Source organism: Streptomyces chartreusis NRRL 3882, from assembly GCF_900236475.1.
In the GTDB taxonomy this organism is placed as follows: Bacteria; Actinomycetota; Actinomycetes; order Streptomycetales; family Streptomycetaceae; genus Streptomyces; species Streptomyces chartreusis_D.
The window spans coordinates 2,222,356-2,246,883 of the sequence record NZ_LT963352.1; the positions used below are offsets into that span (position 1 = coordinate 2,222,356).

Here is a 24,528-nt window from a genome sequence, read left to right on the forward strand (position 1 = left end):
CTCACGCCCGGGCATCGCCCCGCGGCGGGGCCGCGTTCCCCGTGCCGAAGGCCCACGCCATCCCCGGTTCCGTCACACAGCGGAAGACCCGCCGCACGGACGGCGTGCACAGCGCTGTGACGACCACGGCCGCGACCAGGGTGGCGGCGAGCACGCCGACGGGTCCGTGGACCCAGGCCGGCTCGTACCAGCCCCCGTACGTGGCGGCCTGCGCGACGAAACCGTGCAGCAGATAGCCGTACAGCGTGCCCGCGCCCAGCACGGTGAACCACGTCCGGCGCCCGGGCACCCAGGCGAGGAAGCAGGCGACCAGGACGGCCGAGCAGCCGAAGGCCGCCAGTGTCATCACGGGCCCGTACCAGAACGGGGCGGCCAGTTCCCGGGCGCTGTCGGCGTGGAAGAACCAGGCGTAGTTCATCCGCGGCACCGCCCAGTACGCCACACCCAGCGCGCAGACGCCCACCGGTACGGCGAGGATCCGCGCCTGCCGCCGGCGCACCAGCCGGAAGTGCTCCGGCCGCAGCAGCAGGCCGGCCACGAAGTACGGCAGGAACTGAAGCGTGCGCTGGAGGTCGAGGTCGTGCCCGATGGACGGCGAGAGCGTCGCCAGCATCGCGATGACGAGGGCCGTCGGCAGCGGCCACCGCACATGCCGCCAGAGGGGCGTCGTCAGCCGCCAGACGAACAACGCCGCCAGGAACCAGGTCAGATACAGCGGATCCAGCAGGCTGACCGGGCGGTCGGGGTCCTGGCTGGTCCACCGGGTGAACAGGGTGTACGCCGTCTCGAACACCACGTACGGCACGGCGACACCGGTGACCAGGCGTTTGAGGCGCGCCGGGCTCCCGTCGAAGGTGCGCGAGAAGTAGCCGGAGACGATGATGAACGCCGGCATGTGGAACGCGTAGACGAGCATGTAGAGCGCGGTGACGGCCCTGCTGCCCGACCGCAGCGGCTCCCAGGCGTGTCCCACCGCCACCAGCACGATCGCCAGGTACTTGGCGTTGTCGAAGAACGCGTCCCGCTGCCGCGCCGGGCGGGCCGCAGCGCCCCGTTCCGTTCCCCGCGGGGCCCCGGTCCCTTCGGCCACCGGGCGGGCCGTCGTCACCGTGTCACTCACGGGCCCTCCCGAAGAAGCCGGAACCGGCTGTGCCTCGTCTTGCCCGGGATAAGGGGGTGGCGTCTGCGCAGAACATCGCACGCACCCTAATCACAGGGCCGTGCCCCGGTTCAACTCGTGACGGGGGTGACTCGCTTCGGTTCATGCCCGGGTATACGTGTCCAGACGGGCGGTCGTCTCCGTGAGGGAGACGGGAGGGTGACGGTGTCGAGTCCTGAGGTGATCTCGTCGCAGACCAGAACGCGGGGGTGGGCGAGGAGGGCGCGGGCGAGGGCGGCGCGCTGGAGTTCGCCGCCGGAGAGTTCGCCGGGGCGGCGGTGGGCCGGTTCCGCCGGCAGTCCGAGACGGGCGAGGGTGGCCGACGCCTCCTCGGTCGCCGCCCGTTCGCCGGCACCCGGCAGCCGTACCGCAGTACGGGCCACCTGGTGCAGGACGGGCCGGTGCTCGTCGAAGGCGGCGCGCGCGTCCTGGAAGACGTATTGCACGGCGGCGAGTTGGGCATGGCTGCGGTGGCGCAGGCTGCGCGGGAGCGGTGTGCCGTCGAGCAGGACGTCGCCGTCGTGGTCGCGGTGGAGGCCGGCGAGGCAGCGGGCCAGCGTCGTCTTGCCGCTGCCGGAGCGGCCGACGACGGCCAGGCACGCGCCGGGGTGGAGCGCGAGGTGCGGGACGCGCAGGACGGTGTTGCCGCGGCCGTGCACGGCGGTCAGGTCCCGTACCACCAGCGCGGGTTGCCGGGCGTCGCCGCTCGGCCGGTCCTGTGGCGCGGCCCCCTGTGAGTCGAGCAGCCGGCGGGTCCACGCGTGGCGGGGCGCAGCCCACAGCCGCGCCGCGGGCCCCGACTCCACGACCCGTCCGGCGCGCATGACGAGGACCTCGTCGGCGAGGGCACGGACGACGTCCAGGTCATGGCTGAGCAGGACGACCCCGATGCCGCGGGCCGCGACCGCCGCCAGCTGGTCGCCGATCCGGCTCTCGGTGAGCGCGTCCTGGCCGGTGGTGGGTTCGTCGGCGACGATGACGCGGGCGCCGAGCAGCAGGGCCTGAGCGAGGACGACGCGTTGCTGCTGGCCGCCGGAGAGCTGGTGCGGGTAGCGGCGCAGCACGGCTTCGGCGTCCGGGAGCTGGGCGTCGGACAGGGCCCGCAGGACCAGTTCGCGGGCCGCGCCGCGGCGTTCGCGCCGGGGCAGGTGGCGTACCCGGGGGGCGGGCGATGTCGTCGAGCAGGGCGCTGACGCGGCGGGCGGGGTTGAGGACGGCGGCGGGATGCTGCGGCACGTACCCGACCGGACCGTCCCCGGACCGGCGCACCTCCCCCGTGACCCGGGCACCGGCCGGGTACTCCCCCAGCAGCGCCAGGCCGGTGGTGGTCTTGCCGCTGCCGGAGGCGCCGGCCAGGGCGGTCACACGGCCGGGGAGCACGCGCAGGCGGACTCCGTCGACGATCGCACGGCCGTCGATCTCGCCGCGCAGGTCGCGGATCTCGGCCACGGGCTGCGGCGTCGGGGTCTGGTCCGTCTCGGTCACGGCCGCCGTCCCTTCGTTCTCGGGCTCTTCTCCAGGGCGGCAGGAAGCCGCCCTCGGCGTACAGACGGCGCTGCATCCGCTCGTAGACGGCCGCCCGCCCGGTCTTGTCGCGGGTCGACTGGGCCTGCTGGTAGAGGGCGTCGAAGTCCTTGTGCTGCCACTTGGTGGGGTTGGTCCTCGGTGAAACCGGCGGCGACGGCCGAGGTGTCCAGGGTGACCCTCAGCTTCCCGGCGCCGGCCCGCTTCAGCAGGGCGCGGGCGCGGTCGAGGTCCTGCTCGCGCTGGGGCAGGCCGTCGGCGTAGTACTCGTAGCCCTTGCCGAACAGGTCGTTGCCGACCTCGCCGGCCCCGGACAGGGCTCCGTCGACGAGCTCCTTCCGGTCGGCGATGAGGAAGAACGCCTGGCGCACCCGCTCGTCGTCGAAGGGCGGCCGGTCGGTGCGCGGAGAAGTGCCGTCGGCGAACGTGCGCTGCACGGGTCCCGGGCTGCCGACCCGGTAGCGCGCTGGAGCCCGGGACTCAGGTCTCCTTCCACACCAGCACGGTCAGCACCGCGCTCGCGACGGTCACCGGGCCGGCGGCCTGGTTCAGCAGCCGTACCCGCATGCTCCGGCCGGACGGGAGCCGCTTCGTCAGGGGCACGACCGCGAAGGTGCCGCCGCCGGTCCCGACGATCTCGTGGATCGGGTGGTCGGCGCGGTGCTGGTCGCCCTCGTACTCCGACATGCGTGCCTGGACTACCGCACCCGCCGGCAGCCCGTCGATGTGCAGGCTGACGCTCCCGCTGAAACGGGCCGGGCCGCGGACGAAGACGCTCCCGCCGGTGGCGTGGTCGCCGGTCTCGTCGGCCCACTCCGTGGCGAACTCGACCGAGTCCCAGGCACCGGGCGCGAGCCGATAGCCCCCGGCGGCACCGAGGTTGACGTACTGCGGCATGGGGTCCTCTCCTTCCCACAGGCCCGCCCGGAGGGCCAGGGCGTCGGCGACGTCACGGCGGAAGCCGGCCATGTCGAACCCGCGCGGGTCGACCTTCCAGTCGCTCCACTCCAGGTGTCCGATCGCGCTCTTGGGGCCCCAGCGGTGCGCGCGGCAGATCGCGGCCGTGGCCTTGACGATGGCGATGTACTGGGCGCTCGGCCACGGGTCCTTGCCGTCGCCCTTGTTCTCGCATTCCCAGCCGTAGAAACGGGCGTTGCCGTCGACCGCGCCGGCCGAGCCGTCGTGCTCGTGGGTCGCGGGCGGATACGTGCCGTACGACTCGCCGATGACGGCATCGAGAACGTCACCGTCGCCGCCGCCGGCGTGGTTGGCCCGGCCGTTGCCGGTCAGGTGGACGACGCCGTCCTTGGTGATGCATCCGGTGGCGAGCGGACCGGGCAGGGCGCTGTGGCCGTGGTAGATCAGACCGACGACGTCCGTGCCGGGCCCGGTGACGGTGTGATGGATCATCACCCCGTGCACGGGACCCCACGGGCCCTTGTGGTTGCGGTTGTGGGTGCGCCATCCGCCGACCTCGTGAACGGCGCAGCCCTCGGCCTTCAGCGCGGCGACGAGCCGGGCGGCGGTGAGCGGTGTGGCCATGCGTCGGTCCTCCGTTTCGGCGCGCTCGTGCCGGTCCGAAGACACTCGTGCCGGTCCGAAGACAGCGGTCGCGGTTGCGGAGTGTGCCCGGCGGCTCGTTTCGCCCGAACCTGCCCTGGTACCCCGCCAGGCCCTCACCCACCATTCTTCCGCCGCTTGCCTCATCGCTCACCTCGCCGTACGCCCGCACACAAATTCGGCGAGATTACGACGCTGCCGCATCAGGAAGGGCAGGGCAGCGCGGGACGCAGCGACTCCTCTTTCGTCCGCACCTGCCGACCGCCTACCTCGGAACACCACTCATTCGTATGGACCGCTCGGCCGTTCGGCCCCAAGGAGCCCCACGTCGGACGGCTGTTCCGCATCAGGAGGACTAGTTTCCGGCGGGTCAGACACGCACTGCCGATCGAGGAACTCATGGCGACACATACCGAACCGGCCGCTCCGGTACCGGCGGCGGAGCGCCGCGGCCCGGGCCAGGTGATCGTCTCCTGGGTGACGACCACGGACCACAAGAAGATCGGGCACCTGTACCTGATCACGTCGTTCGTCTTCTTCCTCATCGCCGGGGCGCTGGCGATGGCCATCCGGGCCGAGCTGGCCCGGCCGGGGATCCAGTGGCTGTCCCACGAGCAGTACAACCAGGCGTTCACCATGCACGGCACGATCATGCTGCTGCTGTTCGCGACGCCGACGTTCGCCGGGTTCGCCAACGCGGTGATGCCGTTGCAGATCGGCTCCCCGGACGTGGCCTTCCCGCGGCTGAACATGTTGTCGTACTGGCTGTTCCTCTTCGGCGGCCTGATCGTGCTCGGCAGCCTGCTCACCCCCCAGGGCGCCGCGGACTACGGCTGGACCGCCTACACCCCGCTCAGCGGTGGGGAGCGCACTCCCCAGGTCGGCGGGGACCTGTGGCTCATGGGCCTGGCCCTGTCCGGGTTCGGCACCATCCTCGGCTCCGTCAACTTCATCACCACGATCATCTGCATGCGCGCCCCCGGCATGACCATGTTCCGGATGCCGATCTTCACCTGGAACGTGCTGCTCACCTCGGTGCTGGTGCTGCTGGCGTTCCCGGTGCTGGCCGCCGCGCTGCTGGTGCTGGAGGCCGACCGCCGTTTCGGGGCGCAGGTGTTCAACGCGGAGAACGGCGGCGCGATCCTCTGGCAGCATCTGTTCTGGTTCTTCGGCCATCCCGAGGTGTACATCCTGGCCCTGCCGTTCTTCGGTGTGATCACCGAGATCATCCCCGTCTTCGCCCGCAAGCCGATCTTCGGTTACACGGGGCTGATCGGCGCCACGATCGCCATCGCCGGTCTGTCCGTGACGGTGTGGGCGCACCACATGTTCGCCACCGGCGCGGTCCTGCTGCCGTTCTTCTCCTTCATGACGTATCTGATCGCCGTGCCGACGGGGGTGAAGTTCTTCAACTGGATCGGCACGATGTGGAAGGGGTCGCTGTCCTTCGAGCCGCCGATGCTGTGGGCGGCCGGCTTCCTGGTCACCTTCCTCTTCGGCGGTCTGACCGGCGTCATCCTCGGCTCGCCGCCGCTGGACTGGCACGTCACCGACTCCTACTTCGTGATCGCGCACTTCCACTACGTGCTCTTCGGCACCATCGTGTTCGCGATGTTCGGCGGCTTCAGCTTCTGGTGGCCGAAGATGACCGGCACGATGCTGGACACCCGCATCGAGAAGATCCACTTCTGGACGCTCTTCGTCGGCTTCCACACCACGTTCCTGGTGCAGCACTGGCTGGGCGCCGAGGGCATGCCCCGCCGGTACGCCGACTACCTCGCCGCGGACGGCTTCACCTGGCTGAACACCGTCTCGTCGATCGGCGCGTTCCTGCTGGGCCTGTCCACGCTGCCGTTCCTGTACAACGTGTGGAAGACCGCCCAGCAGGGCGAGCGGGTCGAGGTCAACGACCCCTGGGGTTACGGGCGTTCCCTGGAGTGGGCGACCTCGTGTCCGCCCCCGCGGCACAACTTCGTCACCCTGCCGCGCATCCGCTCCGAATCCCCCGCCTTCGACCTGCACCATCCCGACGTGGCCCAGCTGGACGAGGCGGAGAACACCGGCAGGCGCGACGTCGTCGAGGCCGACGGGCACAAGGGCGAACGGCCGTGAGACGCGGCGGCCACGAGGCGCCGCACGACACCCCGCGGCACGCGCTGGCCGACGAGGCCGAGGGCTACCTCCTCGCGCACGCCCATCGCGACCAGGCACGACGCGAGGCCGAGGAGCTCTGCGCCCGGATGCCGTGGCTGACCACCGCCCAAGCCGAGGAAATCACCGGCCACTACGTCCGCCGGCGCCTCGACGTCACCCGTGAGCTGCTGCGCGGCACGGTCCGGCGGGCCGAGGAGCTGCGACAGGAGTACGAGAGCCGCTACGCCGAACTGCGGCACACCCTGCTCCGCCGCCACGCCGCCTGCGCCTGCGCCCTCCTCGCCTGCGCGGGCGGAGTGAGCGCCCTGGCGGTTCTGCTCACCCGCTGACCAGTTCGTGCCGCGGCTCCGACTGCAGCGCCGGCCGGGCCTTCGTATCCCACTGGCTCGTGGTCCGTACGTAGCCGTAGATCACCGAGGTCATCGCCAGGATGAGCAGCGGCCCGAACAGCCACGGAAGCTCGGCCATCTCCATCGGCAGATAGCGATAGGAGAGCAACAGCGCCGTGAAGACGGCCGCTCCGTAGGTGACGAGTTGAGTTCCGGACCGGTCCCAGCCGCGTTCGAGCGAGCGCAGGGCCGCCTCGATGGTGACCGTGAACACCACGCCGGCCACGAGATCCACGCCGTAGTGGTAGCCGAATCCCAGCGTCGCGGCGAGCGTGGCGATCAGCCAGAACGTGCCCGCGTAGCGCAGCACGCGTGGGCCCTTGCGGGAATGGATGAAGATCGCGGTGGCCCACGCGGTGTGCAGGCTGGGCATGCAGTTGCGGGGGGTGATCTCGTCGAACGGCATGTCGTGCGGTGCGGCGCTGATCGGCGTCGGCAGGTCCGGCCACAGGTTGGCCACCGCCCAGTGGCCGCCGTCGGTGCCGAAGGCGAAGATCGGTCCGACGACCGGGAAGATCATGTAGATGCCCGGTCCGAGGAGGCCGATGACCAGGAAGGTCCGCACCAGATGATGGCGCGGGAAGCGGCGCTCGGCCGCCACGTCGCGCAGCTGGTAGAGCGCGACGACGACCGCGGCCACCGCCAGTTGGGCGTAGACGTAGTCGAGGGTCCGGGCACCGACCGGGCCGGTGGCCGTGACGATCCGGCCGACGAGCCAGGACGGGTTGCCCAGCGCGTGGTCGGCGACCGCCACGTACTGGTCGAGCACCATCGGGCGGGTCTTCGAGGTGATGAGCAGCCAGGTGTCACCGGTCTTGCGGCCGGCCACCAGCAGCAGGCCCAGCCCGACGCCCTTCAGCAGCAGGACGCGTTCCGGGCCGGTGCGGCGCGTCACTGCGATGACCGCGCAGCCCAGGATCACCCACAACGCGCCGTTGCCGAAGGGATGGCCGTCCGTCAGGTCGGCGCCGGCCGCCCATCGCACGACCAGCAAGACGGCGTCGATGCCGAGCGCGAGGCCGACGGCGATGAACCGTTGCCGCCGGGTCAGCACCACCATCGTCAGCGCCATACCCGCGTACAGCAGGAAGCCCGACTTGGGGGCGACGATCACCTCTTGCACCTGGGAGGTGATCGGCCCGGGCACCCCGTAGCGGCGCGCGGCGATCTCCAGCGCGACGAGAAACCCGAGGGTCACCACACCCGCCGCGGCCCACAGCATCGTCCGGGGCCGAGACCATGCGGGGAACGTGATTCCGCGTCTTGTTCGCGAGGAGATCCGCGTTTTGGTAGGTATCAATTGTTTTATTCGATTTGTTAGTCGCTATGGGGTGATCGTCGCATGACCGAACATGTTATCGGAGCGATGCGCCCCGGGCAGTCGGTACGTGTACTTCTTGTCGCCCCACAGGACGTCGAACGTGGCGGCGCCGTCACCGGGAGTTGGGCGTCGGCCGGGCTCGCCTCCACGGGCCCGGCCGGCGTCGCGTCGGGGGACCGTCAGGTCACCGCATCGAGGAAGGTCAGCACCGAGGCGTCCTCCTCGATCAGCGGGGCGAGTGCGGCGTTGAACGGGCCGCCGTACGGGGCCTTCAGGTGTGCCTGGAAGGCGTCCTCGTCCCGGTACACCTCGAAGATCCAGTAGGCGCGCGGGTGGGACTCCTTGGTGTAGACCTCGAAGGCGAGGTTTCCCTCTTCCTCGCGCACCTTCTCGGCGTACTCCAGGATCATGCGGGCGACCTCGTCCTCCGCCCCTTCACGTGCGGTGAACTCGGCGAACAGGGTCTTCTTCATGCTGTGGTTCCTTGTCAGTCGTGGGCGGAGCCGAGGTGCCAGACGCGGGCCTGGTCCAGCTTCACCGAGCCGTTCTCGGCGAAGACCTCCACTCCCTGGCTGGCGGGGTCGGGGAAGATCTGGTCGGTGATCACCGCTTCGCCGCTGCCCCCGAAGACCTCGACGGACGACCAGTCGACGAGGATCCGCAGCTTCACCTTGCCGTTCTCGGCCTTCAGCGGTGCTGTCTGGACACCGGGGAAGGTGCTGTTGAAGTCCACGGCACCGGAGCGGGTGCGGTCGACGTACAGCTCCTGGGTCGTGGTGTCGTAGCCGATCACGGTCTCCTCTCCCCCGGCACCGGTGCGCACCTTCAGGCCGAAGCGTTCGGCGTCCTTGAGCGAGAAGGTGGCCTCGATGTCGAGTGCCTTGCCCTTGGCCGCCGGACCGATCAGGGGCTTCGCGGCGCTCTTGACGGTGACACCGGTCGCCGTCGCCGGGCCGCCCTGCCGGAGGGACTCCAGGCTGCCCACCGGCCGGCTGGTCAGCCGGACTTGGCCGTTGACGGTCCGCAGCGCCATCTCCCGTGGGACGCTCTGCGCACCGCGCCAGGGTGAGGTGGGGATCGCGCCGCTGTAGTCCCAGTTGTTCATCCAGCCGATCATGTACCGCCTGCCGCCCGGTGCGTTCTCCCAGGACACGGCCGCGTAGTAGTCCTTGCCGTAGTCGGCCCAGTCGGCGCGCTGCAGGACCGACTTGGCGGGGGCGTCGGCGGCGGTGAAACGGTCGGCCAGGATGTGGCCCCAGCCGGCCGTGTTCATGTCGACGATCTGGATCCGCGCCTTCTTGCCGGCGTAGGGGCGCAGGTCGAAGGAGGCCCAGTCCAGGGTCTCGCTGTTGGCACCGGTGGCACTGCGGACGACCTGGCCGTCGACGACCAGGTTGACCGACGTCTCCTGGGAGACGGGCCGGGCCTCGGTGTCGGACAGCATGATGTGGTCGACGTTGAGGTGGCCCCAGCCGCCGGTGTTGTCGTCGACGATCCTGATCCGCGCCTTCCTGCCCGCGAGGTCGCCGACGTCCCAGGAAGCCCAGTTGAGCGCCTCGGCGTCCTTTCCGGTGGCGCTGCGCACCACCTGGCCGTCGACGAGGAGTTCGAGGGCGGTGGGGTGGTCGGACCCGGCGGGGTGGTTGCCGCCGCCGATGAGGAAGTTGATGTGCTTCTTGTCGATGGTGAACTCGGGCGAGGTGAGGGTGCCCGTGGTGGAGTCGCCGTTCAAGAAGCTGTTGACCAGGCCGCTGCCCAGGAACCCGGAGACCTCCTGCTGGTTGGGGAGGGTGCCGGTGGCCGGGGCCGAGCCGAAGGCGTCTCCGGTCGCCGTCCAGTCGCCGTAGCTGCCGCCTTCGAAGTCGGCGAGGACCGTGCCCGCGGGCGGGTCTCCCCGCTCCAGGAGCGTCCCGGGCTCGTGCGGGTGCCGTCCGCCGCCGACCTTGAAGTTCAGGTAGGGGCTGTCGACGGTGAACTCGGGCGAGGTGAGGGTTCCGGTGGTCGCGTCACCTCCGTGGAAGCTGTTGGCGAGGCCCTTGCCGTCGAAGCCCTCGACGGTCCCCTGCCCGGCCAGCGCCCCGGCTGTCGGTCCGTCGCCGAACGCGGTGCCGGTGGACGACCACGTGTCGAAGCCGGTCCCCTCGAAGTCCTGCATCACCGTGCCGGCGGGCGGCGTGTACGTGCCCTTGTCCTCGGCGGTGAACTTCTTGCCGTCGAAGTCGCCGACGAAGTACTGGGCGGCCGAACCGCCCGCGATGCCGCCGGGGTTGATGTTGACGACGAGGACCCACTTGATGTTGTTCTTGTTCCCGTCGACCGCGAGGGGGAACAGGTCGGGGCACTCCCACACGCCGCCCGTCGCGCCGGCCGGCCCGAACTCGCTGAGCAGGTCCCAGTCCTTGAGGTTCTTGGACGAGTAGAACCGCACCTTGTGCTCGGTGGACAGTGAGACGGTCATCAGCCAGCTCTTGGTCGGCGCGTACCACTGGACCTTGGGGTCGCGGAACTCCCTGGAGCCGATGTCGAGGACGGGATTGCCCTCGTACTTGGTCCAGGTGCGGCCCCGGTCGGTGCTGTAGGCGAGCGACTGGGCCTGTGTGCCCGTGTCCTTGTGGTGGCTGGTGTAGATCGCCACCATGGGCGGGTTCTTCTCGGTGCCGAAGCCGGTGGTGTTGCCCCAGTCGACGACCGCGCTGCCCGAGAACACCATCTCCTCGTCGTCGTGCGACAGGGCGAGCGGGAGCTCCTTCCAGTGCACGAGGTCCTGGCTCACCGCGTGCCCCCAGGACATGTCGCCCCAGGAGTTGCCGTTGGGGTTGTACTGGTAGAAGAGGTGGTACTCGCCCTTGTAGTACACGAGACCGTTGGGGTCGTTCATCCAGTTCTTCTCGGGGGTGAAGTGGAACTGGGGCCGGTAGGTCTCGGAGTACGGCGGGGTGTCGGCGGCGACGGCCTGGGGGGTCGGCGCGGCTGCGGACAGGGCGCAGACGGTCGCCACCGCCGCGATCATCCGGATCCGGGCATGCCGGGGTACACGTCCTGAGCTCATGATGTCTCCTGTGCCGCGGCCGTCCGGGCGCAGCGGAGCACGGACGCCCGGTGCGGAACCGACCGAAAAGTGACGCCTCGGTCGGCGCCCTCGTCCAAGGCGCCGACCGAGAAGTCATCGTTGACTTGTGTCATCGATGACATCGAGTGGCCCGATGATGGCCGCCATGCGGCCGATGCGTCAACGGTTCGGTCGTGACGGCCTCTTCGCGACTCCGCCGTCCGTCATGCGCGTTCGGGCGTGGCGAGTTGCTCCAACTGGCGCTGCCACGGGGGGTTGGGGCCGGCGACCGAGCAGGTCAGGGCCGCGACCCGGGTGGCGAACCGGCAGGCTTCGGCGACATCGTCGAGGCGGAGTTCCGTCAGCCGGCCGCCGAGCAGGCCGCGGGCGCCCAGGTGGTGCAGCAGCCCGGCCGTGAAGGAGTCCCCCGCCCCGACCGTGTCGGCGACGCTCGTCGGCACGGCCGGAACCTGGATGCGTTCGCCGTCGAGCGAGGCCAGGGCGCCGTCGGCGCCCCGCGTGATCACCACGAGCCGTGCCCCGGCGGCGTGCCAGGTGTCGCACGCCTCCTCGGGCGGCGTGCCCGGCAGCAGGAGTTCCAGGTCGTCCTCGCTCAGCCGCAGTACGTCGGTGAGGGCGCACCAGTGCGCCAGCCGGGCACGGTAGACGTCGGGGTGCACCAGCAGCGGCCGGACGTTGGGGTCGATGCTGATGGTCGCGCGAGGGGCGGCCGCCGCCAGGAAGTCCTCCACAACCGCCGCCCCGGGCTCCCGGACCAGGGCCAGGGATCCGGTGTGCACGCAGGCGGCCTCGGACAGGTCCACTCGCGCCAGTTCCTCGGCTGTCCACTGCCAGTCGGCCGTGTTCTGCGCGTGGAAGGAGAACGCGGCCTGCCCCTGGGCGTCCAGTTCCGCCACGGCCAGTGTGCTCGGTTCCGCCGCCGTGACGGCGCTCGACAGGTCCACTCCGGACGTCTGCAGGTGGTCGCGGAACAGGCGGCCGAACACATCGCCCGACAACCGCGCGAGGAAGCGGGCCGGGGTGCCGAGCCGGGCCAGCGACACTGCCGTATTCGCAGGTCCGCCGCCGGGCAGGACGCGCAGGGCGAGTTCGTTCGAGGGGCCCCCGGGTTCGGCGAACGCGTCCGCGACGCACTCCCCCAGGACGGTGATCTGGCGCGGGCTCATGGGCTGCTCTTCTCTGACGGAACATTCCTGACGAACGTATGACGAACCGGGCGCGTCGTGGTGCGAATGCAGGACGTCTGCGGAGGGGCGGCGGTCGCGTGCGTTGCCGATTTGTGACGAGTGCAGGGCATTGACGTTTCCGGGAGACGGAGTCCATCATCCTCGCCATGCAGTGTCAACGATGACATAAGTCAACGATGACACCCCGGGCGGCCTGCTCTGACCCCGACCCCGTGCCGCTCGCTATCCCACAGGAGTCGATCATGCCTCGCACCACTCGCCTTTCCTCCTCCCTTCTCAGAGCCGCCGCTGTCACCGGCGTCGCGGCCCTCACCCTGACGGCCTGTGGATCCGGATCGGGATCGGGCAGCACGAGCACCGGCTCGGGCGAGGTCAAGGTCGGTCTGATCACCAAGACGGACACCAACCCGTTCTTCGTCAAGATGAAGGAGGGCGCGGAGAAGTCCGCGAAGGCCGAGGGCGTCAAGCTCATGACCGCGGCGGGCAAGTTCGACGGCGACAACGCCGGGCAGGTCACCGCGATCGAGAACATGGTCGCCGCCGGTGTGAAGGGCATCCTGATCACCCCGAGCGACTCCAAGGCGATCGTGCCCGCGATCGAGAAGGCCAAGGCCAAGGGCGTCCTGGTCATCGCCCTGGACACCCCGACCGAGCCGCAGAGCGCGGTCGACGCCCTCTTCGCCACCGACAACCTCAAGGCCGGTGAGCTGATCGGCGAGTACGCCAAGGCCGCGATGAAGGGCAAGACCGCGAAGATAGCCGCCCTCGACCTCGCGCCGGGCGTCTCCGTCGGCGTCCAGCGGCACAACGGCTTCCTCAAGGGCTTCGGCGCCACCGACAAGGACGTCGCCTGCGCCCAGGACACCGGCGGCGACCAGTCCAAGGGCCAGACGGCGATGGAGAACTGCCTCCAGAAGGAGCCCGGCATCAACGTCGTCTACACCATCAACGAGCCCGCCGCGCTGGGCGCGTACACCGCGCTCAAGGCCAAGGGCCGGGAGAAGGACGTCCTGATCGTCTCCGTCGACGGCGGCTGCACCGGCACCAAGGCCGTCAAGGACGGCAAGATCGCCGCCACCTCGCAGCAGTACCCGCTCAAGATGGCCGCCGAGGGCGTCAAGGCCGTCGTGACGTACGCCAAGGACGGCAAGAAGGCCTCGGGTTACACCGACACCGGAGTCACCCTGATCACCGACAAGGCGCAGGACGGGGTCGCTTCCAAGGACACCTCCTACGGCCTGGACAACTGCTGGGGCTGAGCCGCCCCCGACGACCGTACGCACCCCAGGCGGGGCGGCCGACCCCCACCTCCCCGACCGGGGGACGGCCGCCCCCTCGTTCCCTTGTCCTCCGGCAAGGAGAGACACGGACTTCTGTCTTCCGACAAGGACTTCGTATGACAGCCACGACCACGCCCCCGAGCACGTCCTCGCCGTACTCCGGGCTCAAAGCGCCGACCACGGCCCGCAGACTGCTCACTGCACCGACCACCGGCCCGCTGGTCGCCCTCCTTCTGGCCTGCGCCTTCTTCTCCGTCTCGACCGACCAGTTCCTGACCGGCGGGAACTTCTCGCTGATCGTGCAGCAGGTCATGGTCGTCGGCACGCTCGCCATCGGTCAGACCCTGATCATCCTCACGGCGGGCATCGACCTGTCGTGCGGTGCCGTCATGGCGTTCGGCAGCATCATGATCGCCAAGATGGCCGCGGAGGGCTCCCTGCCCCCGCTCGCCGCGATCGCCCTGGGCATCGCCGTCTGCGGCGGATTCGGGCTGCTCAACGGAGTGTTGGTACAGAAGATCCCGCTGCCGCCGTTCATCGTCACCCTCGGCATGCTCAACGTGGCGTTCGCGCTGACCCACATCTACTCCGAGGAGCAGACGGTCACCAACCTGCCCGGCCCGCTGACGGCCCTCGGCCAGACCTTCCCGCTGGGCAAGACCGACATCACCTACGGCTCGCTGGTCACCATCGCCCTGTTCCTCCTCCTCGCCTACGCGCTGAGCAGCACCGGCTGGGGCCGGCACGTCTACGCGCTGGGCAACAGCCCGGAAGCGGCGCGGCTGAACGGCATCCGCACCTCCCGCCTGACCATCGGCGTCTACACCGTGGCCGGTCTCCTCTACGGCGTCGCCGCCCTGCTGCTCATCTCGCGTACCGGGGTGGGCGATCCGCAGGCCGGGCAGACCGACAACCTCGACAGCATCACCGCCGTGGTGCTCGGCGGCACCAGCCTCTTCGGCGGACGCGGTTCGGTCCTGGGCACGTTCATCGGCGTCCTCATCGTCGGCGTCTTCCGCAACGGCCTGCAACTGATGGGGGTCGCCTCGATCTACCAGACCCTGATCACCGGCGTCCTGGTCATCCTCGCGGTGACCGTCGACCAGATCTCCCGGAAGAAGGCCCGATGACCTCCCCCACCCCCGTCCTTCAGGCCCGCGGTCTGGTCAAGCGCTACGGCCATGTCACCGCCATCGACGGCGCCGACTTCGACCTGATGCCCGGCGAGGTCCTGGCCGTCATCGGCGACAACGGAGCCGGCAAGACCAGCCTCATCAAGGCGCTCACCGGCGCGCTGGTCCCCGACGCGGGCGAGATACGTCTGCACGGCGAGCCGATCCAGTTCTCCGGTCCGCAGAGCGCACGCGCCCACGGCATCGAGACGGTCTATCAGGACCTCGCGGTGGCCGCCTCCATGGACATCGCCTCGAACATGTTCCTGGGGCGCGAGCTGCGCCGCCCCGGTGTTCTCGGCAGTGTCTTCCGCATGCTGGACAAGAAGCGCATGCGCCAGGAGGCCGCCGAGCACATGGCGGACCTGAAGATCGGCCTGCGTTCGCTGACCCAGGCCGTCGAGACCCTCTCCGGCGGACAGCGGCAGGCCGTCGCGGTGGCCCGTTCCGTCGCCTGGGCCCGCAGCGTCGTCGTCATGGACGAACCCACCGCCGCCCTCGGCGTCAAGGAGTCCGGTCAGGTCCTCGACCTCATCCGCCGGGTCCGGGACAGGGGGATGCCGGTGGTCCTGATCAGCCACAACATGCCGCACGTCTTCGAGATCGCGGACCGGATCCACGTCCACCGACTGGGCCGGCGCGCCGCCGTCATCAAGCCGTCCGACTACTCCATGGCGGAGGTCGTCGCCATCATGACCGGCGCGCTCGCCGTCGATGAGGCCGGAGGTACTGTCGTAGCGGATTCCGAGGCCGCGAAGGCCGCGGGAGTCCAGGCCAACTGACGACAGGACCACTCACGGGTTCCGGCCGAGGCCGCGGCCGGGACCGACGAGCACAGGAGACTGTTTCCCCCATGGCAGCGAAACGCCGCCCCACCCTGGCAGACGTCGCCCGCGAAGTGGGTGTCAGCGCCAAGACCGTCTCCCGCGTCCTCAACGAGGACGGGCCCGTTTCGGCCGAGACCCGGGAACAGGTGCTCGCCGCCGTGGCCAAGCTCGGTTTCCAGCCGAACCTCATGGCCCGCAACATCCGGGTGGGCGGGCCCGACACCACGATCGGACTGGTCATCCCCGATCTGGCCAACCCCTTCTTCGGAGCCGTGGCGAGGAGCATCGAGGACACGGTCCGCGACCGTGGCCTGACCCTGCTCATGGGCTCCTCCGCGGACGATCCCGACCGCGAGCGCTCGTTGACGGACAAGTTCCTCGCCCGCCGGGTCAGCATCCTGATGGTCGTGCCGTCCGTCGGTGCCGACCACTCCCACCTCAAGCCCCACCGCGCCGCGGGGCTGCCCGTCGTCTTCATCGACCGCCCGGGAGCGGGCCTGGCCACGGACAGCGTCGTCAGCTCCAACCGGGACGGCTCCCACGAGGGCGTCGCCCACTTGATCGCCCACGGGCACCGCCGCATCGGCTTCATCGGCGACCTGCCCACCAAGCTCTACACCCGACGCGAGCGCCTCGCCGGCTACCGCTCGGCCCTTGGGGACGCCGACATCCCCTACGACCGCTCGCTCGTCGCCAGCGCACACGACCAGCGGGGGGCCGAGGCCGCGACCTCGAAGCTGCTCGGCCTGGCCGACCCGCCCACGGCCCTGTTCGCCGGCAACAACATCATGGCGCTGGGCATCGTCGCCGAACTCGCCCGCAGCAAGCGCAAGGACGTGGCCGTCGTCGCCTTCGACGACGTCTCCCTCGCCGAGGCACTCGAACCGGCCCTGACCGTGGTCGCCCAGGACCCCGAGGAGATCGGCAGAACAGTGGCGGCCACCGCCCTGGCCCGGCTCGACGGCGACCGCTCCCGTGCCCGCACCGTCACCGTACCCACCCGGTTGATCGTCCGCGGATCGGGCGAACAACCCGCGTCCGGCGCCCGGGAGGCGTGACCGGGGCGCGGAGTTGGTTCACTGTTCCGCCTCGTTCGCGAACCGCAGGGAGATGCCGCGAAGAACGTCGGCGGCGGAGATGTCGGTGCGTCCCTCGTCATGGACTTCGGCGAGTTGGACGAAGGCGAACGAGAAGCAGTTGGCGATGCTCACGAGGGTGGGCCCCAGTTCCTCGGCGATGAGGTCCGCGGCCGCGCGGCCGCCGGCATCCGCGGGAAGCCGGATCCGCGGCAGGGTCTCTGCGAGAAGCGCGGAGACAGCCCCGGTCAGTGCGACCTGCCCACCGGGGTTCTCGCGGACCTGCCGCCGCACCTCCAGTGCCTCGGTGAGCATCCCGACGACCTTCTGCATGATCTCTCGCTGCTCCATGGGCGCAGCCTAGACCGCACGCTCGGTGAATCCTGTCTCAAAGCATGAACACAAATTACACACATCCTCTCTACACACTGGGTTCCCATGGTCTAGATTGACCGTGCTTCAGCTGTTCGAACACGAGGCGACCAGTAAGGATCTATAGGTCCGGCGCTACGAAAAACCAGCAGTCGCGTTCCCCCGCGCCGGACGTGGGGTTGATCAATTCCTGGAGCCCGGAAGGGGGGCAGGACATGCGAGTCCGCTGCCTCCAGGGTGGGTTGTTCACGCAGCGCTGAAGCAACCGGGAAGTCATGCGGGGGGCGGGGGCCTCCCGAGGGGAGGAACAGCACGGCGCGGGAGGCGGGGGCGCCTCCCGGCGCAGTAGCAGTGTGAGGCGAACACCTCGAACCACTGGCGACCTGGGGGGGTCCTGTGCATCAGGGGGAATTGGTCGACCCGTTTCCGTCGGCGCGCGGGCGTCTGGCGAACGGGGCAGTCAGCCGGCCCGCGACCGACTGGGAGCAGCGGTACCGCCGTACCGTGATCATCAGCGACACCGCGGCCACCGCCTTCGTGGTGGCCGCGATCGGTAACTTCTTCGGAGCCCGGGACGCGGCCAACTGGCACGAGAAGTGGGGAATTCTCGCCTTCGGCACCGAGCTGCTGGTGCTGTGTGCGCTCGCGGTGGGCCGGGCGTGGGTTCCGGCCGTGCTCGGCCAGGGCGCCGAGGAATTCCGCCGGCTCGGACGCTCACTGTTCGCGGCGACCGTCGTACTGGCGCTCGGCGGGATCGCCCTGACCTCGCGCAACATCAAGCTCTGGATCTTCGTCGCGATTCCCGCGATCGCGCTCGTCACCATGACCGCGCGGTATCTGCTGCGCCTCTGGCTGCACAAACAGCGCAAGGAAGGACGGTGCCTGAGACCGGTGCTCGCTGCCGGGAGCCCCGACACCGTGCGCGATCTCATCACCCGGACCCGCAAGTTCCCGCACATCGGCTGGCGGGTGGAGGCGGTGTGCACGACGGACGGCCGCGGGCTCGACGGTGACGAACTGGACGGAGTGCCGGTCGTCGGTCAACTGGAGGACGTCGCCAAGCACGTCCGCCACGACGGCTACCGCGTCGTCGCGGTCACACCGGACCCGCACTGGTCACCGGACCGGCTGCAGCGGCTGGCCTGGAACCTCGAAGGCAGCGACACCGAGATGGTCGTGGCGCCCGTGCTGATGGAGGTGGCCGGCCCGCGGCTGCACGTCGACGCGGTGCTCGGGATCCCGCTGCTGCGGGTCAGCATGCCGGCCTTCACCGGGGGCCGCCGGGTGGTCAAAGGGGTGGTCGACCGAGTAGGCGCAACGTTTCTGCTGATGTTGTTCGCGCCGCTGATGGTGCTCGTCGGGCTGCTCGTGCTGGTGGACAGCCGGGGCGGGGCGTTCTATCGCCAGCGCAGGGTCGGCAAGGACGGCCGCGAGTTCACCATTCTCAAGTTCCGCACCATGGTCGCCGGGGCTCACGGGGCCCGTGCGGAGCTGGCCGACCGCAACGAGGGCGCGGGCCCGCTGTTCAAGCTCCGCCGGGATCCGCGGGTGACCCGGGTGGGAGCGGTGCTGCGCCGGTACTCGATCGACGAGCTCCCGCAGCTTTTCAACGTGCTCACCGGATCGATGTCGCTCGTCGGTCCGCGGCCTCCGCTGCCGGAGGAGTCCGCCGCGTACGGCCCGGACATCCGGCGGCGACTGCTGGTCAAGCCCGGGCTCACCGGCCTGTGGCAGATCAGCGGACGCAGCGACCTGTCGTGGGAGGAGGCGGTCCGGCTGGACCTGCGGTACGTGGAGGACTGGTCGCTCGCCCTGGACACAGTGATCTTGTGGAAGACGCTGCGTGCGGTGCTCCACGGGCAGGGGGCCTACTGATGCGCGGGGGTCGTCAAACGGCCGGCGCGCGGACCGCAGGCCGTAGGGGCCTGCCTGGGGGGAGGAACGGGTCATGAGAGTCAGCGTTTTCGGGCTCGGCTACGTGGGCTGCGTGTCGGCCGCGTGCCTGGCCAGCATGGGGCACGAGGTCATCGGGGTGGACGTCAACCAGGTGAAGGTCGACCTGGTCAACGACGGCAAGGCCCCGGTGGTCGAGGAGCGGATCGGCGAGCTCATCGCCGAGGTCGTGCGGACCGGAGCGTTGCGCGCCACCGGCGACGTCCGCGAAGCGATCATGGGCAGCGAGGTGTCACTGGTCTGCGTGGGCACGCCGTCGGAGCCCAACGGCAGTTTGTGCACGACGTACTTGGAACGGGTCACGGAGCAGATCGGCGCCGCACTGGCCGAGCAGGGGGGCCGGCACACCGTCGTGTTCCGCAGCACCATGCTCCCCGGCACCTGCCTGAACCTGCTGGTGCCGATCCTGGAGAAGTACGTCGGCGGCACGGCCGGGGTGGACATCGGGGTCGCGGTCAACCCGGAGTTCCTGCGCGAGGGCACGAGCGTGCGGGACTTCTTCGACCCGCCCAAGACCGTCATCGGCGAGCTCGACCCGGCGAGCGGCGACGCGGTGGCGGCGCTGTACGAGGGCTTGCCCGGCGAGGTGTTCCGGGTGCCGGTCCCGACGGCCGAGGCGATCAAGTACGCGGACAACGCGTTCCACGGCCTCAAGATCGGCTTCGCGAACGAGCTGGGCGCGGTGTGCCAGGCGCTCGGAGTGGACTCGCACCAGGTGATGGACGTGTTCCTGGCCGACCGCAAGCTGAACATCAGCCCCGCCTACCTGCGGCCCGGCTTCGCCTTCGGCGGCTCCTGCCTGCCCAAGGACCTGCGCAGCCTCGTCCACGCGGCGCAGCGGGCCGACGTCTCGGTGCCCATCCTCGCCCATGTGCTGCCCTCCAACTCCGACCATCTGCAGCGCGCGGTGGAGCTGGTCGAGCGCACCGGCAAGCGCCGGGTGGGCCTGTTCGGGCTGTCCTTCAAGCCCGGCACCGACGACCTCCGCGAGAGCCCGCTCGTCGAGCTGGCGGAGAAGCTCTTCGGCAAGGGGTACGACCTGCGGATCCACGACGCCAACGTCAGCCTCTCCCGGCTGCTCGGCGCCAACCGCGAGTACATCGAGACCCGGCTGCCGCACCTCGCGCAACTGCTCGCGGATTCCGTCGAGGAGGTGCTCGATCACGCCGAGGTGGTCCTGGTCGGGACCAGGGACCCGGCTGTGCTGTCGGCGCTGCCCCATGGGGACGGCCCGGTGATCGTCGACCTCATCCGCCTTCCCGACGCCGAGGCGCGCCGGACCGAACCGGGGTACGTGGGCCTTGCTTGGTGACGCAGTCAGCGGCGACGGGGCGGGCCGGCGCGCGCTGATCCTGGTGGAGAACCTGTCGGTGCCGTTCGACCGGCGGGTGTGGCAGGAGTGCACGACGCTTCGCGACGCGGGCTGGGAGGTGCACGTCATCTGTCCCCGGGGGGAGAAGCGGGACACGGAACCGGAGGCGGTGATCGACGGGGTCCGGATCCACCGCTACCCGTTGCGCGCGGCCACCGGAGGGCCGGCCGGCTACCTGCGGGAGTACGGATCGGCGCTGTGGCACACGGCCCGGCTGGCCCGGAAGGTCGGCCCGGTCGACGTGGTCCACGCCTGCAACCCGCCCGACCTGCTGTTCCTGCCGGCACTGTGGCTGAAGCGACGCGGTGCGCGGTTCGTCTTCGACCAGCACGACCTGGTGCCCGAGCTGTACCTGTCCCGGTTCGACCGCGGTGAAGACCTGCTCTACCGCGCCGTGTGCGCGCTGGAACGACGGACCTACCGGGCCGCGGACATCGTGCTCGCCACGAACGAGAGCTACCGGGACGTCGCGGTGCGCCGGGGCGGCAGGCGCCCCGAGGACGTCTTCGTCGTGCGCAGTGCGCCCCAGATCGAGCGGTTCCGACCGGTGCCGCCCGAGCCGGAGTTGAAGCGCGGCAAGCCTCATCTGCTGTGCTACCTCGGTGTCATGGGCCCGCAGGACGGCGTCGACTACGCCCTGCGCGCCCTCGCGAAGCTGCGCGACGAGGTCGGGCGGACCGACTGGCATGCGGTGTTCGTCGGCGCCGGTGACGCCTTCGACGCGATGGTGGAGCTGTCCCGGCGGCTCGGTCTCTCCGAGCAGGTGCAGTTCACCGGGCGCATTCCGGACGCCGACCTGGTGCGCTACCTGTCCACCGCGGACGTGTGCCTCTCGCCCGACCCGCGCAACCCGCTCAACGACGTGTCGACCATGAACAAGGTCCTGGAGTACATGGCGATGGGCCGGCCGATCGTCTCGTTCGACCTGAAGGAGGCGCGCGTCTCCGCCGGTGACGCCGCCGTCTACGCGCCCGCCAACGACGAGGCCCAGTTCGCCAAGCTGATCGGGCTGCTGCTGGACGATCCGGAGAAGCGGGCCCGGATGGGCGAGATCGGCCAGGAGCGGATCAGCGGGCCGCTCTCCTGGCGGAACTCGCAAGCGTCGCTGCTCGCCGCCTACGCCGCTGCCTGCCGTGACCACCCTCCGGTGTCGGCGAGCGACCCGGTCCGCACAGGGAAGAGGCCGCGGCATTGAGCGATGACACGATCCGCCTGGTCACGATCGGACGGATTCTCCGTCGGAGGTGGCGGCTTCTCGCCCTCCTCACCGTGGTGGGCGCGCTCGTCGGCTACGGCACCTCGGTGCTGTTTCCGCCGCGGTACACGACATCGGCGTCGGTACTGCTGCCGGGCCAGTGGGAAGAGCGCGAACTGCTGACTCAGGTGGACATCGCGACCAGTTCGGCGGTGGTCGACCGCGCGGGCGCCGCGCTCGGCTGGAGCGGGGTCAGCGGTGCCGAACTGCGGGATCGGGTCAGCGCCAAGGCCGCCGACGGGAACATCATCAAGATCTCGGGTACGGCCGACACCCCGGAGCGCGCGCAGCGGCTCTCCGACCAGGTGGCCCAGCAGTTCGTCACCTTCGCCGCGCGGATCGCGGGCGGCAGCACCGACCCCGAAGCGGCCACGGGGACCGAGGCGCTGCGCAAGAGGGTGGCGGAGACCAACCGCCGCATCACCGACCTGGCCCGTGCGGCCGATCCGGGGCAGACCGTGGAGAGCGTGCAGGCCCGTACCGAACTCGAGAAGCTGCGTACCACGCTGCTGGAGGCCATGAAGAAGCTGGACGAGGCCGACCCGGCGACCGACAAGGCCGGCATGGTCGTCATGGGGCCGGCGGCCCGTCCGACCGGCGAGGCACCGCCGACGCGGATGCAGCTCGTCGCCGCCGGGGCGCTGGTCTTCTTCCTGCTCACGATCATCGGCCATCTCGCCGCCGCACGGATGAGTCGCCGGCTGCGCACCGAACCGGAGATCGCCGCGGCGCTCGGCTCGACGCTGCTGGGCACCGTCGACGTGCCCGAGGAACCGCACGGCGCGCAGCGGCCGGAAGACGGAGACCCCCGGGCCCGGATCCGCCGGCTTCTCGGCGTCGACACCCGGTGGGACCTGCCGGCCCCGCAGCGGTCCGGCGACGAGGCCGGCAGACGGATCCGCTACCGGCGGGTGTGCGCTCGCCTCCGGGACCAGTTGCCCGCCCCCCGGCGGCTGCTGGTGGTCGTACCGGACGGCGACGAGATCGCCCGCCGGGCCGCCCGACGGCTCGTCGCCGAGGCCGAGAGCGATCCGCAGCTGCGAGTGGTGGAGGTGTCGGTGGACCGGCCGATCGTGCCGGACCGCGTCACCGAGTCCGGTGCCCTGGTCGTCCTGAGCGCGGGCAGCCGGACCGCTGAGGAGCTCGCCGGAATCGCCGAGGCGTGCGCGGACGGCAGGCATGAGGTCGTCGGCATCGTCGTCGCCGGCACGGTCCGCGCCCCTGAGACGCGGTCGGCCGGCCATCCTCCGGATGACGCCACTCTCACGCTCGCGGTTCGCGGCCAGGCGACGGGAGGTTCGGTGTGACGACGGGCACGACGTCGGAGTCGCCGACCGCCACTCCGCTTTTCGATCTGCAGGCGCTGGTGGTGGCGGTGCGCAGGCGCCGCCGCCTCTGGTACGCCCTGGCGCTCCTCGGCCTGCTGGTCGGCGCCGCGGTGGCGGTCCTGCTGCCGCCGCCGCCCACCGCGGTGACCAAGGTGCTGGTCGCGCACGAGGAGGACCAGCCGAACGACACCGGAACGCTGATCCGTACCGACGTCGAGCTGTTGCAGACCACCCGGATCGCCGGCAAGGCCCTGCAGTCGCTCAAGTCCCGGGAGAAGCCCGAGGACTTCATGCGGGACTACCGGGGCACCGGCCTGACCAACAACCTGCTGCAGATCACGGTGACAGGTGACAGCGACACGGCGGCGGTGGCCCGCGCCAAGGCGCTGGCCGACGCGTTCGTGACTGACCATGTGCGGCGGATGCGGGAAACCGCGCAGGCCGAGGCCAAGGCCCTGATCGACCAGCGTGACCGCATGCGGGACGAACTCGCCCGGGTCAACAAGGAGATCGGGGACCGGTCGCCGGACAGCGACCCGAAGGCGTCGGCGAGCATCGAGTCGCTCTTCGCCCGCCGGGCCGAACTCAACTCGCGCATCGCCGATTTCGACCAGCGCGCCGCGGACGCGCGCACCGGCACGCCGCAGGTCGTCGCCGGCACGCAGATCGTGGACGCCCCGCGCGCGGTGCGGCACTCCCTGCCCAAGGCCGTTGTCACCGACGCCGCGATCGGGGTCGTCCTCGGGCTCGTCCTCGGGCTCGCGCTGGCCGCGGTCGGCACGGTGGTGGCGGATCGCCCCGTACTGCGCCGGGACATCGCGGCGAACCTGGGCGCCTCGGTCATCGCGGAGCTGCCCCGCCGGTCGGGCAGGCTGTGGCAGCGCCGACGGACCCGGGCCACACGCGAACGGCTCACCGCGACCCTGGCCCGCATCGCGCGCGGCTCCGCGGAACCGGTGTCGCTGCTGGAACTGGGCTGTGCGCGCAGCACGAGCGTGATCGCCCTGGACCTCGCCCGGGCCATGGCGGCGGAGGGGCCGGTGACCGTCATCGACGGTCTGCCCGGCCCGCAACTCGCAGGCCGCCGCCACAAGCCAGGGGATCCGACCGTGATCAGCGGCGAGCGTGCCGCGGCCGCGTCGCCCGAGGAGCGCCGGATAGGCGTCGGCTCGGTGGCGCCCGGCACGGCGTGGACCGACCTCCAGTACCTCGGCACCCGGACCGTGCTCGTCGTGCGGGCGGGGCACGGCAGCGCCGCATGGCTGCACACCGTGGCGCGGCAACTCGCGGACCAGCACATTCCGGTGATCGGCGTGGTGCTGATCGACCCCGATCCGCGCGACCGGACCGACGGCACATTGTGGGACGGGCTGCACACCGCGCTGCGCGGCCGGAGCGAGCGGACGGCCCGGGAGAACGGTGGGGGTACCTCCCACGCCGTCCAGGCGGTGGGAGAGGGCCGGCTGCGGACGGAACGGCTGCCGATGTGGGCCGCACGCGTCCCGGACAACGACCAGGAGGCGCGGTAG

Annotated in this window: 18 protein-coding genes and 2 pseudogenes; 11 read left to right on the forward strand and 9 right to left on the reverse strand. The window is 70.6% G+C overall.

Annotation, left to right across the window (positions count from 1 at the left end; genetic code table 11):
• Window position 1: 1 nt before the first annotated feature.
• From SCNRRL3882_RS09820 to SCNRRL3882_RS09835, 4 genes and pseudogenes are all read right to left on the reverse strand, one after another.
• A complete protein-coding gene (locus SCNRRL3882_RS09820) occupies window positions 2-1,120 on the reverse strand; it encodes an acyltransferase family protein (protein ID WP_010033786.1) in 1,119 nt (372 codons plus the stop codon).
• Window positions 1,121-1,317: 197 nt separating this feature from the next.
• Window positions 1,318-2,644, reverse strand: a pseudogene (locus tag SCNRRL3882_RS09825) (ABC transporter ATP-binding protein); the annotation flags it as partial.
• 40 nt (window positions 2,645-2,684) lie between these two features.
• Window positions 2,685-3,087 (reverse strand): annotated as a pseudogene (locus tag SCNRRL3882_RS09830) (ABC transporter substrate-binding protein); the annotation flags it as partial.
• A gap of 76 nt (window positions 3,088-3,163) precedes the next feature.
• Window positions 3,164-4,225: an N-acetylmuramoyl-L-alanine amidase gene (locus tag SCNRRL3882_RS09835; RefSeq protein WP_010033779.1), complete on the reverse strand. Its 1,062-nt coding sequence runs from the start codon at window positions 4,223-4,225 to the stop codon at window positions 3,164-3,166.
• 417 nt (window positions 4,226-4,642) lie between these two features.
• On the opposite strand from SCNRRL3882_RS09835, the gene ctaD reads away from it, so the two are divergent.
• Window positions 4,643-6,355: a cytochrome c oxidase subunit I gene (ctaD, locus tag SCNRRL3882_RS09840; RefSeq protein WP_173937235.1), complete on the forward strand. Its 1,713-nt coding sequence runs from the start codon at window positions 4,643-4,645 to the stop codon at window positions 6,353-6,355.
• The gene (locus SCNRRL3882_RS09845) at window positions 6,352-6,726 is read left to right on the forward strand and encodes a hypothetical protein (RefSeq protein WP_010033767.1); all 375 of its coding nucleotides are present in this window, start codon (window positions 6,352-6,354) and stop codon (window positions 6,724-6,726) included. The genes ctaD and SCNRRL3882_RS09845 overlap by 4 nt, the downstream gene beginning before the upstream one ends.
• Here the strand turns inward: SCNRRL3882_RS09845 and SCNRRL3882_RS09850 are convergent.
• From SCNRRL3882_RS09850 to SCNRRL3882_RS09865, 4 genes are all read right to left on the reverse strand, one after another.
• On the reverse strand, window positions 6,716-8,008 hold the full coding sequence (locus SCNRRL3882_RS09850; RefSeq protein WP_010033766.1) for a phosphatase PAP2 family protein: 1,293 nt from the start codon (window positions 8,006-8,008) through the stop codon (window positions 6,716-6,718). The two genes, SCNRRL3882_RS09845 and SCNRRL3882_RS09850, sit on opposite strands and share 11 nt — an antisense overlap.
• Before the next feature lie 278 nt (window positions 8,009-8,286).
• On the reverse strand, window positions 8,287-8,580 hold the full coding sequence (locus SCNRRL3882_RS09855; protein ID WP_010033765.1) for a putative quinol monooxygenase: 294 nt from the start codon (window positions 8,578-8,580) through the stop codon (window positions 8,287-8,289).
• A 14-nt stretch (window positions 8,581-8,594) separates the two neighbouring features.
• A complete protein-coding gene (locus SCNRRL3882_RS09860; protein ID WP_102514776.1) occupies window positions 8,595-11,156 on the reverse strand; it encodes a glycoside hydrolase family 32 protein in 2,562 nt (853 codons plus the stop codon).
• A gap of 224 nt (window positions 11,157-11,380) precedes the next feature.
• On the reverse strand, window positions 11,381-12,343 hold the full coding sequence (locus tag SCNRRL3882_RS09865; protein ID WP_010038643.1) for a carbohydrate kinase family protein: 963 nt from the start codon (window positions 12,341-12,343) through the stop codon (window positions 11,381-11,383).
• 263 nt (window positions 12,344-12,606) lie between these two features.
• On the opposite strand from SCNRRL3882_RS09865, the gene SCNRRL3882_RS09870 reads away from it, so the two are divergent.
• From SCNRRL3882_RS09870 to SCNRRL3882_RS09885, 4 genes are all read left to right on the forward strand, one after another.
• Entirely contained in the window at window positions 12,607-13,623 is a 1,017-nt protein-coding gene (locus SCNRRL3882_RS09870) for a sugar ABC transporter substrate-binding protein (RefSeq protein WP_010038642.1), read from the forward strand.
• A 137-nt stretch (window positions 13,624-13,760) separates the two neighbouring features.
• Window positions 13,761-14,774, forward strand: a complete 1,014-nt coding sequence (locus tag SCNRRL3882_RS09875) for an ABC transporter permease (RefSeq protein ID WP_102514777.1) — start codon at window positions 13,761-13,763, stop codon at window positions 14,772-14,774.
• A complete protein-coding gene (locus SCNRRL3882_RS09880; protein ID WP_102514778.1) occupies window positions 14,771-15,598 on the forward strand; it encodes an ATP-binding cassette domain-containing protein in 828 nt (275 codons plus the stop codon). Before SCNRRL3882_RS09875 ends, SCNRRL3882_RS09880 begins: the two co-directional genes overlap by 4 nt.
• Window positions 15,599-15,669: 71 nt before the next feature.
• A complete protein-coding gene (locus SCNRRL3882_RS09885; RefSeq protein ID WP_102514779.1) occupies window positions 15,670-16,701 on the forward strand; it encodes a LacI family DNA-binding transcriptional regulator in 1,032 nt (343 codons plus the stop codon).
• 18 nt (window positions 16,702-16,719) lie between these two features.
• Here SCNRRL3882_RS09885 and SCNRRL3882_RS09890 read toward each other — a convergent pair whose 3' ends face one another.
• A complete protein-coding gene (locus SCNRRL3882_RS09890; protein ID WP_010035112.1) occupies window positions 16,720-17,070 on the reverse strand; it encodes a hypothetical protein in 351 nt (116 codons plus the stop codon).
• Window positions 17,071-17,487: 417 nt separating this feature from the next.
• On the opposite strand from SCNRRL3882_RS09890, the gene SCNRRL3882_RS09895 reads away from it, so the two are divergent.
• From SCNRRL3882_RS09895 to SCNRRL3882_RS09915, 5 genes are all read left to right on the forward strand, one after another.
• Complete coding sequence (locus SCNRRL3882_RS09895; protein WP_029180837.1) at window positions 17,488-18,966, forward strand: sugar transferase; 1,479 nt, start codon at window positions 17,488-17,490, stop codon at window positions 18,964-18,966.
• Between the two features lie 73 nt (window positions 18,967-19,039).
• Complete coding sequence (locus SCNRRL3882_RS09900) at window positions 19,040-20,356, forward strand: nucleotide sugar dehydrogenase (RefSeq protein WP_010035107.1); 1,317 nt, start codon at window positions 19,040-19,042, stop codon at window positions 20,354-20,356.
• Complete coding sequence (locus SCNRRL3882_RS09905) at window positions 20,346-21,611, forward strand: glycosyltransferase family 4 protein (RefSeq protein WP_029180836.1); 1,266 nt, start codon at window positions 20,346-20,348, stop codon at window positions 21,609-21,611. Before SCNRRL3882_RS09900 ends, SCNRRL3882_RS09905 begins: the two co-directional genes overlap by 11 nt.
• Window positions 21,608-22,978: a Wzz/FepE/Etk N-terminal domain-containing protein gene (locus SCNRRL3882_RS09910; protein WP_010035105.1), complete on the forward strand. Its 1,371-nt coding sequence runs from the start codon at window positions 21,608-21,610 to the stop codon at window positions 22,976-22,978. Before SCNRRL3882_RS09905 ends, SCNRRL3882_RS09910 begins: the two co-directional genes overlap by 4 nt.
• On the forward strand, window positions 22,975-24,528 hold the full coding sequence (locus SCNRRL3882_RS09915; RefSeq protein ID WP_010035104.1) for a Wzz/FepE/Etk N-terminal domain-containing protein: 1,554 nt from the start codon (window positions 22,975-22,977) through the stop codon (window positions 24,526-24,528). The genes SCNRRL3882_RS09910 and SCNRRL3882_RS09915 overlap by 4 nt, the downstream gene beginning before the upstream one ends.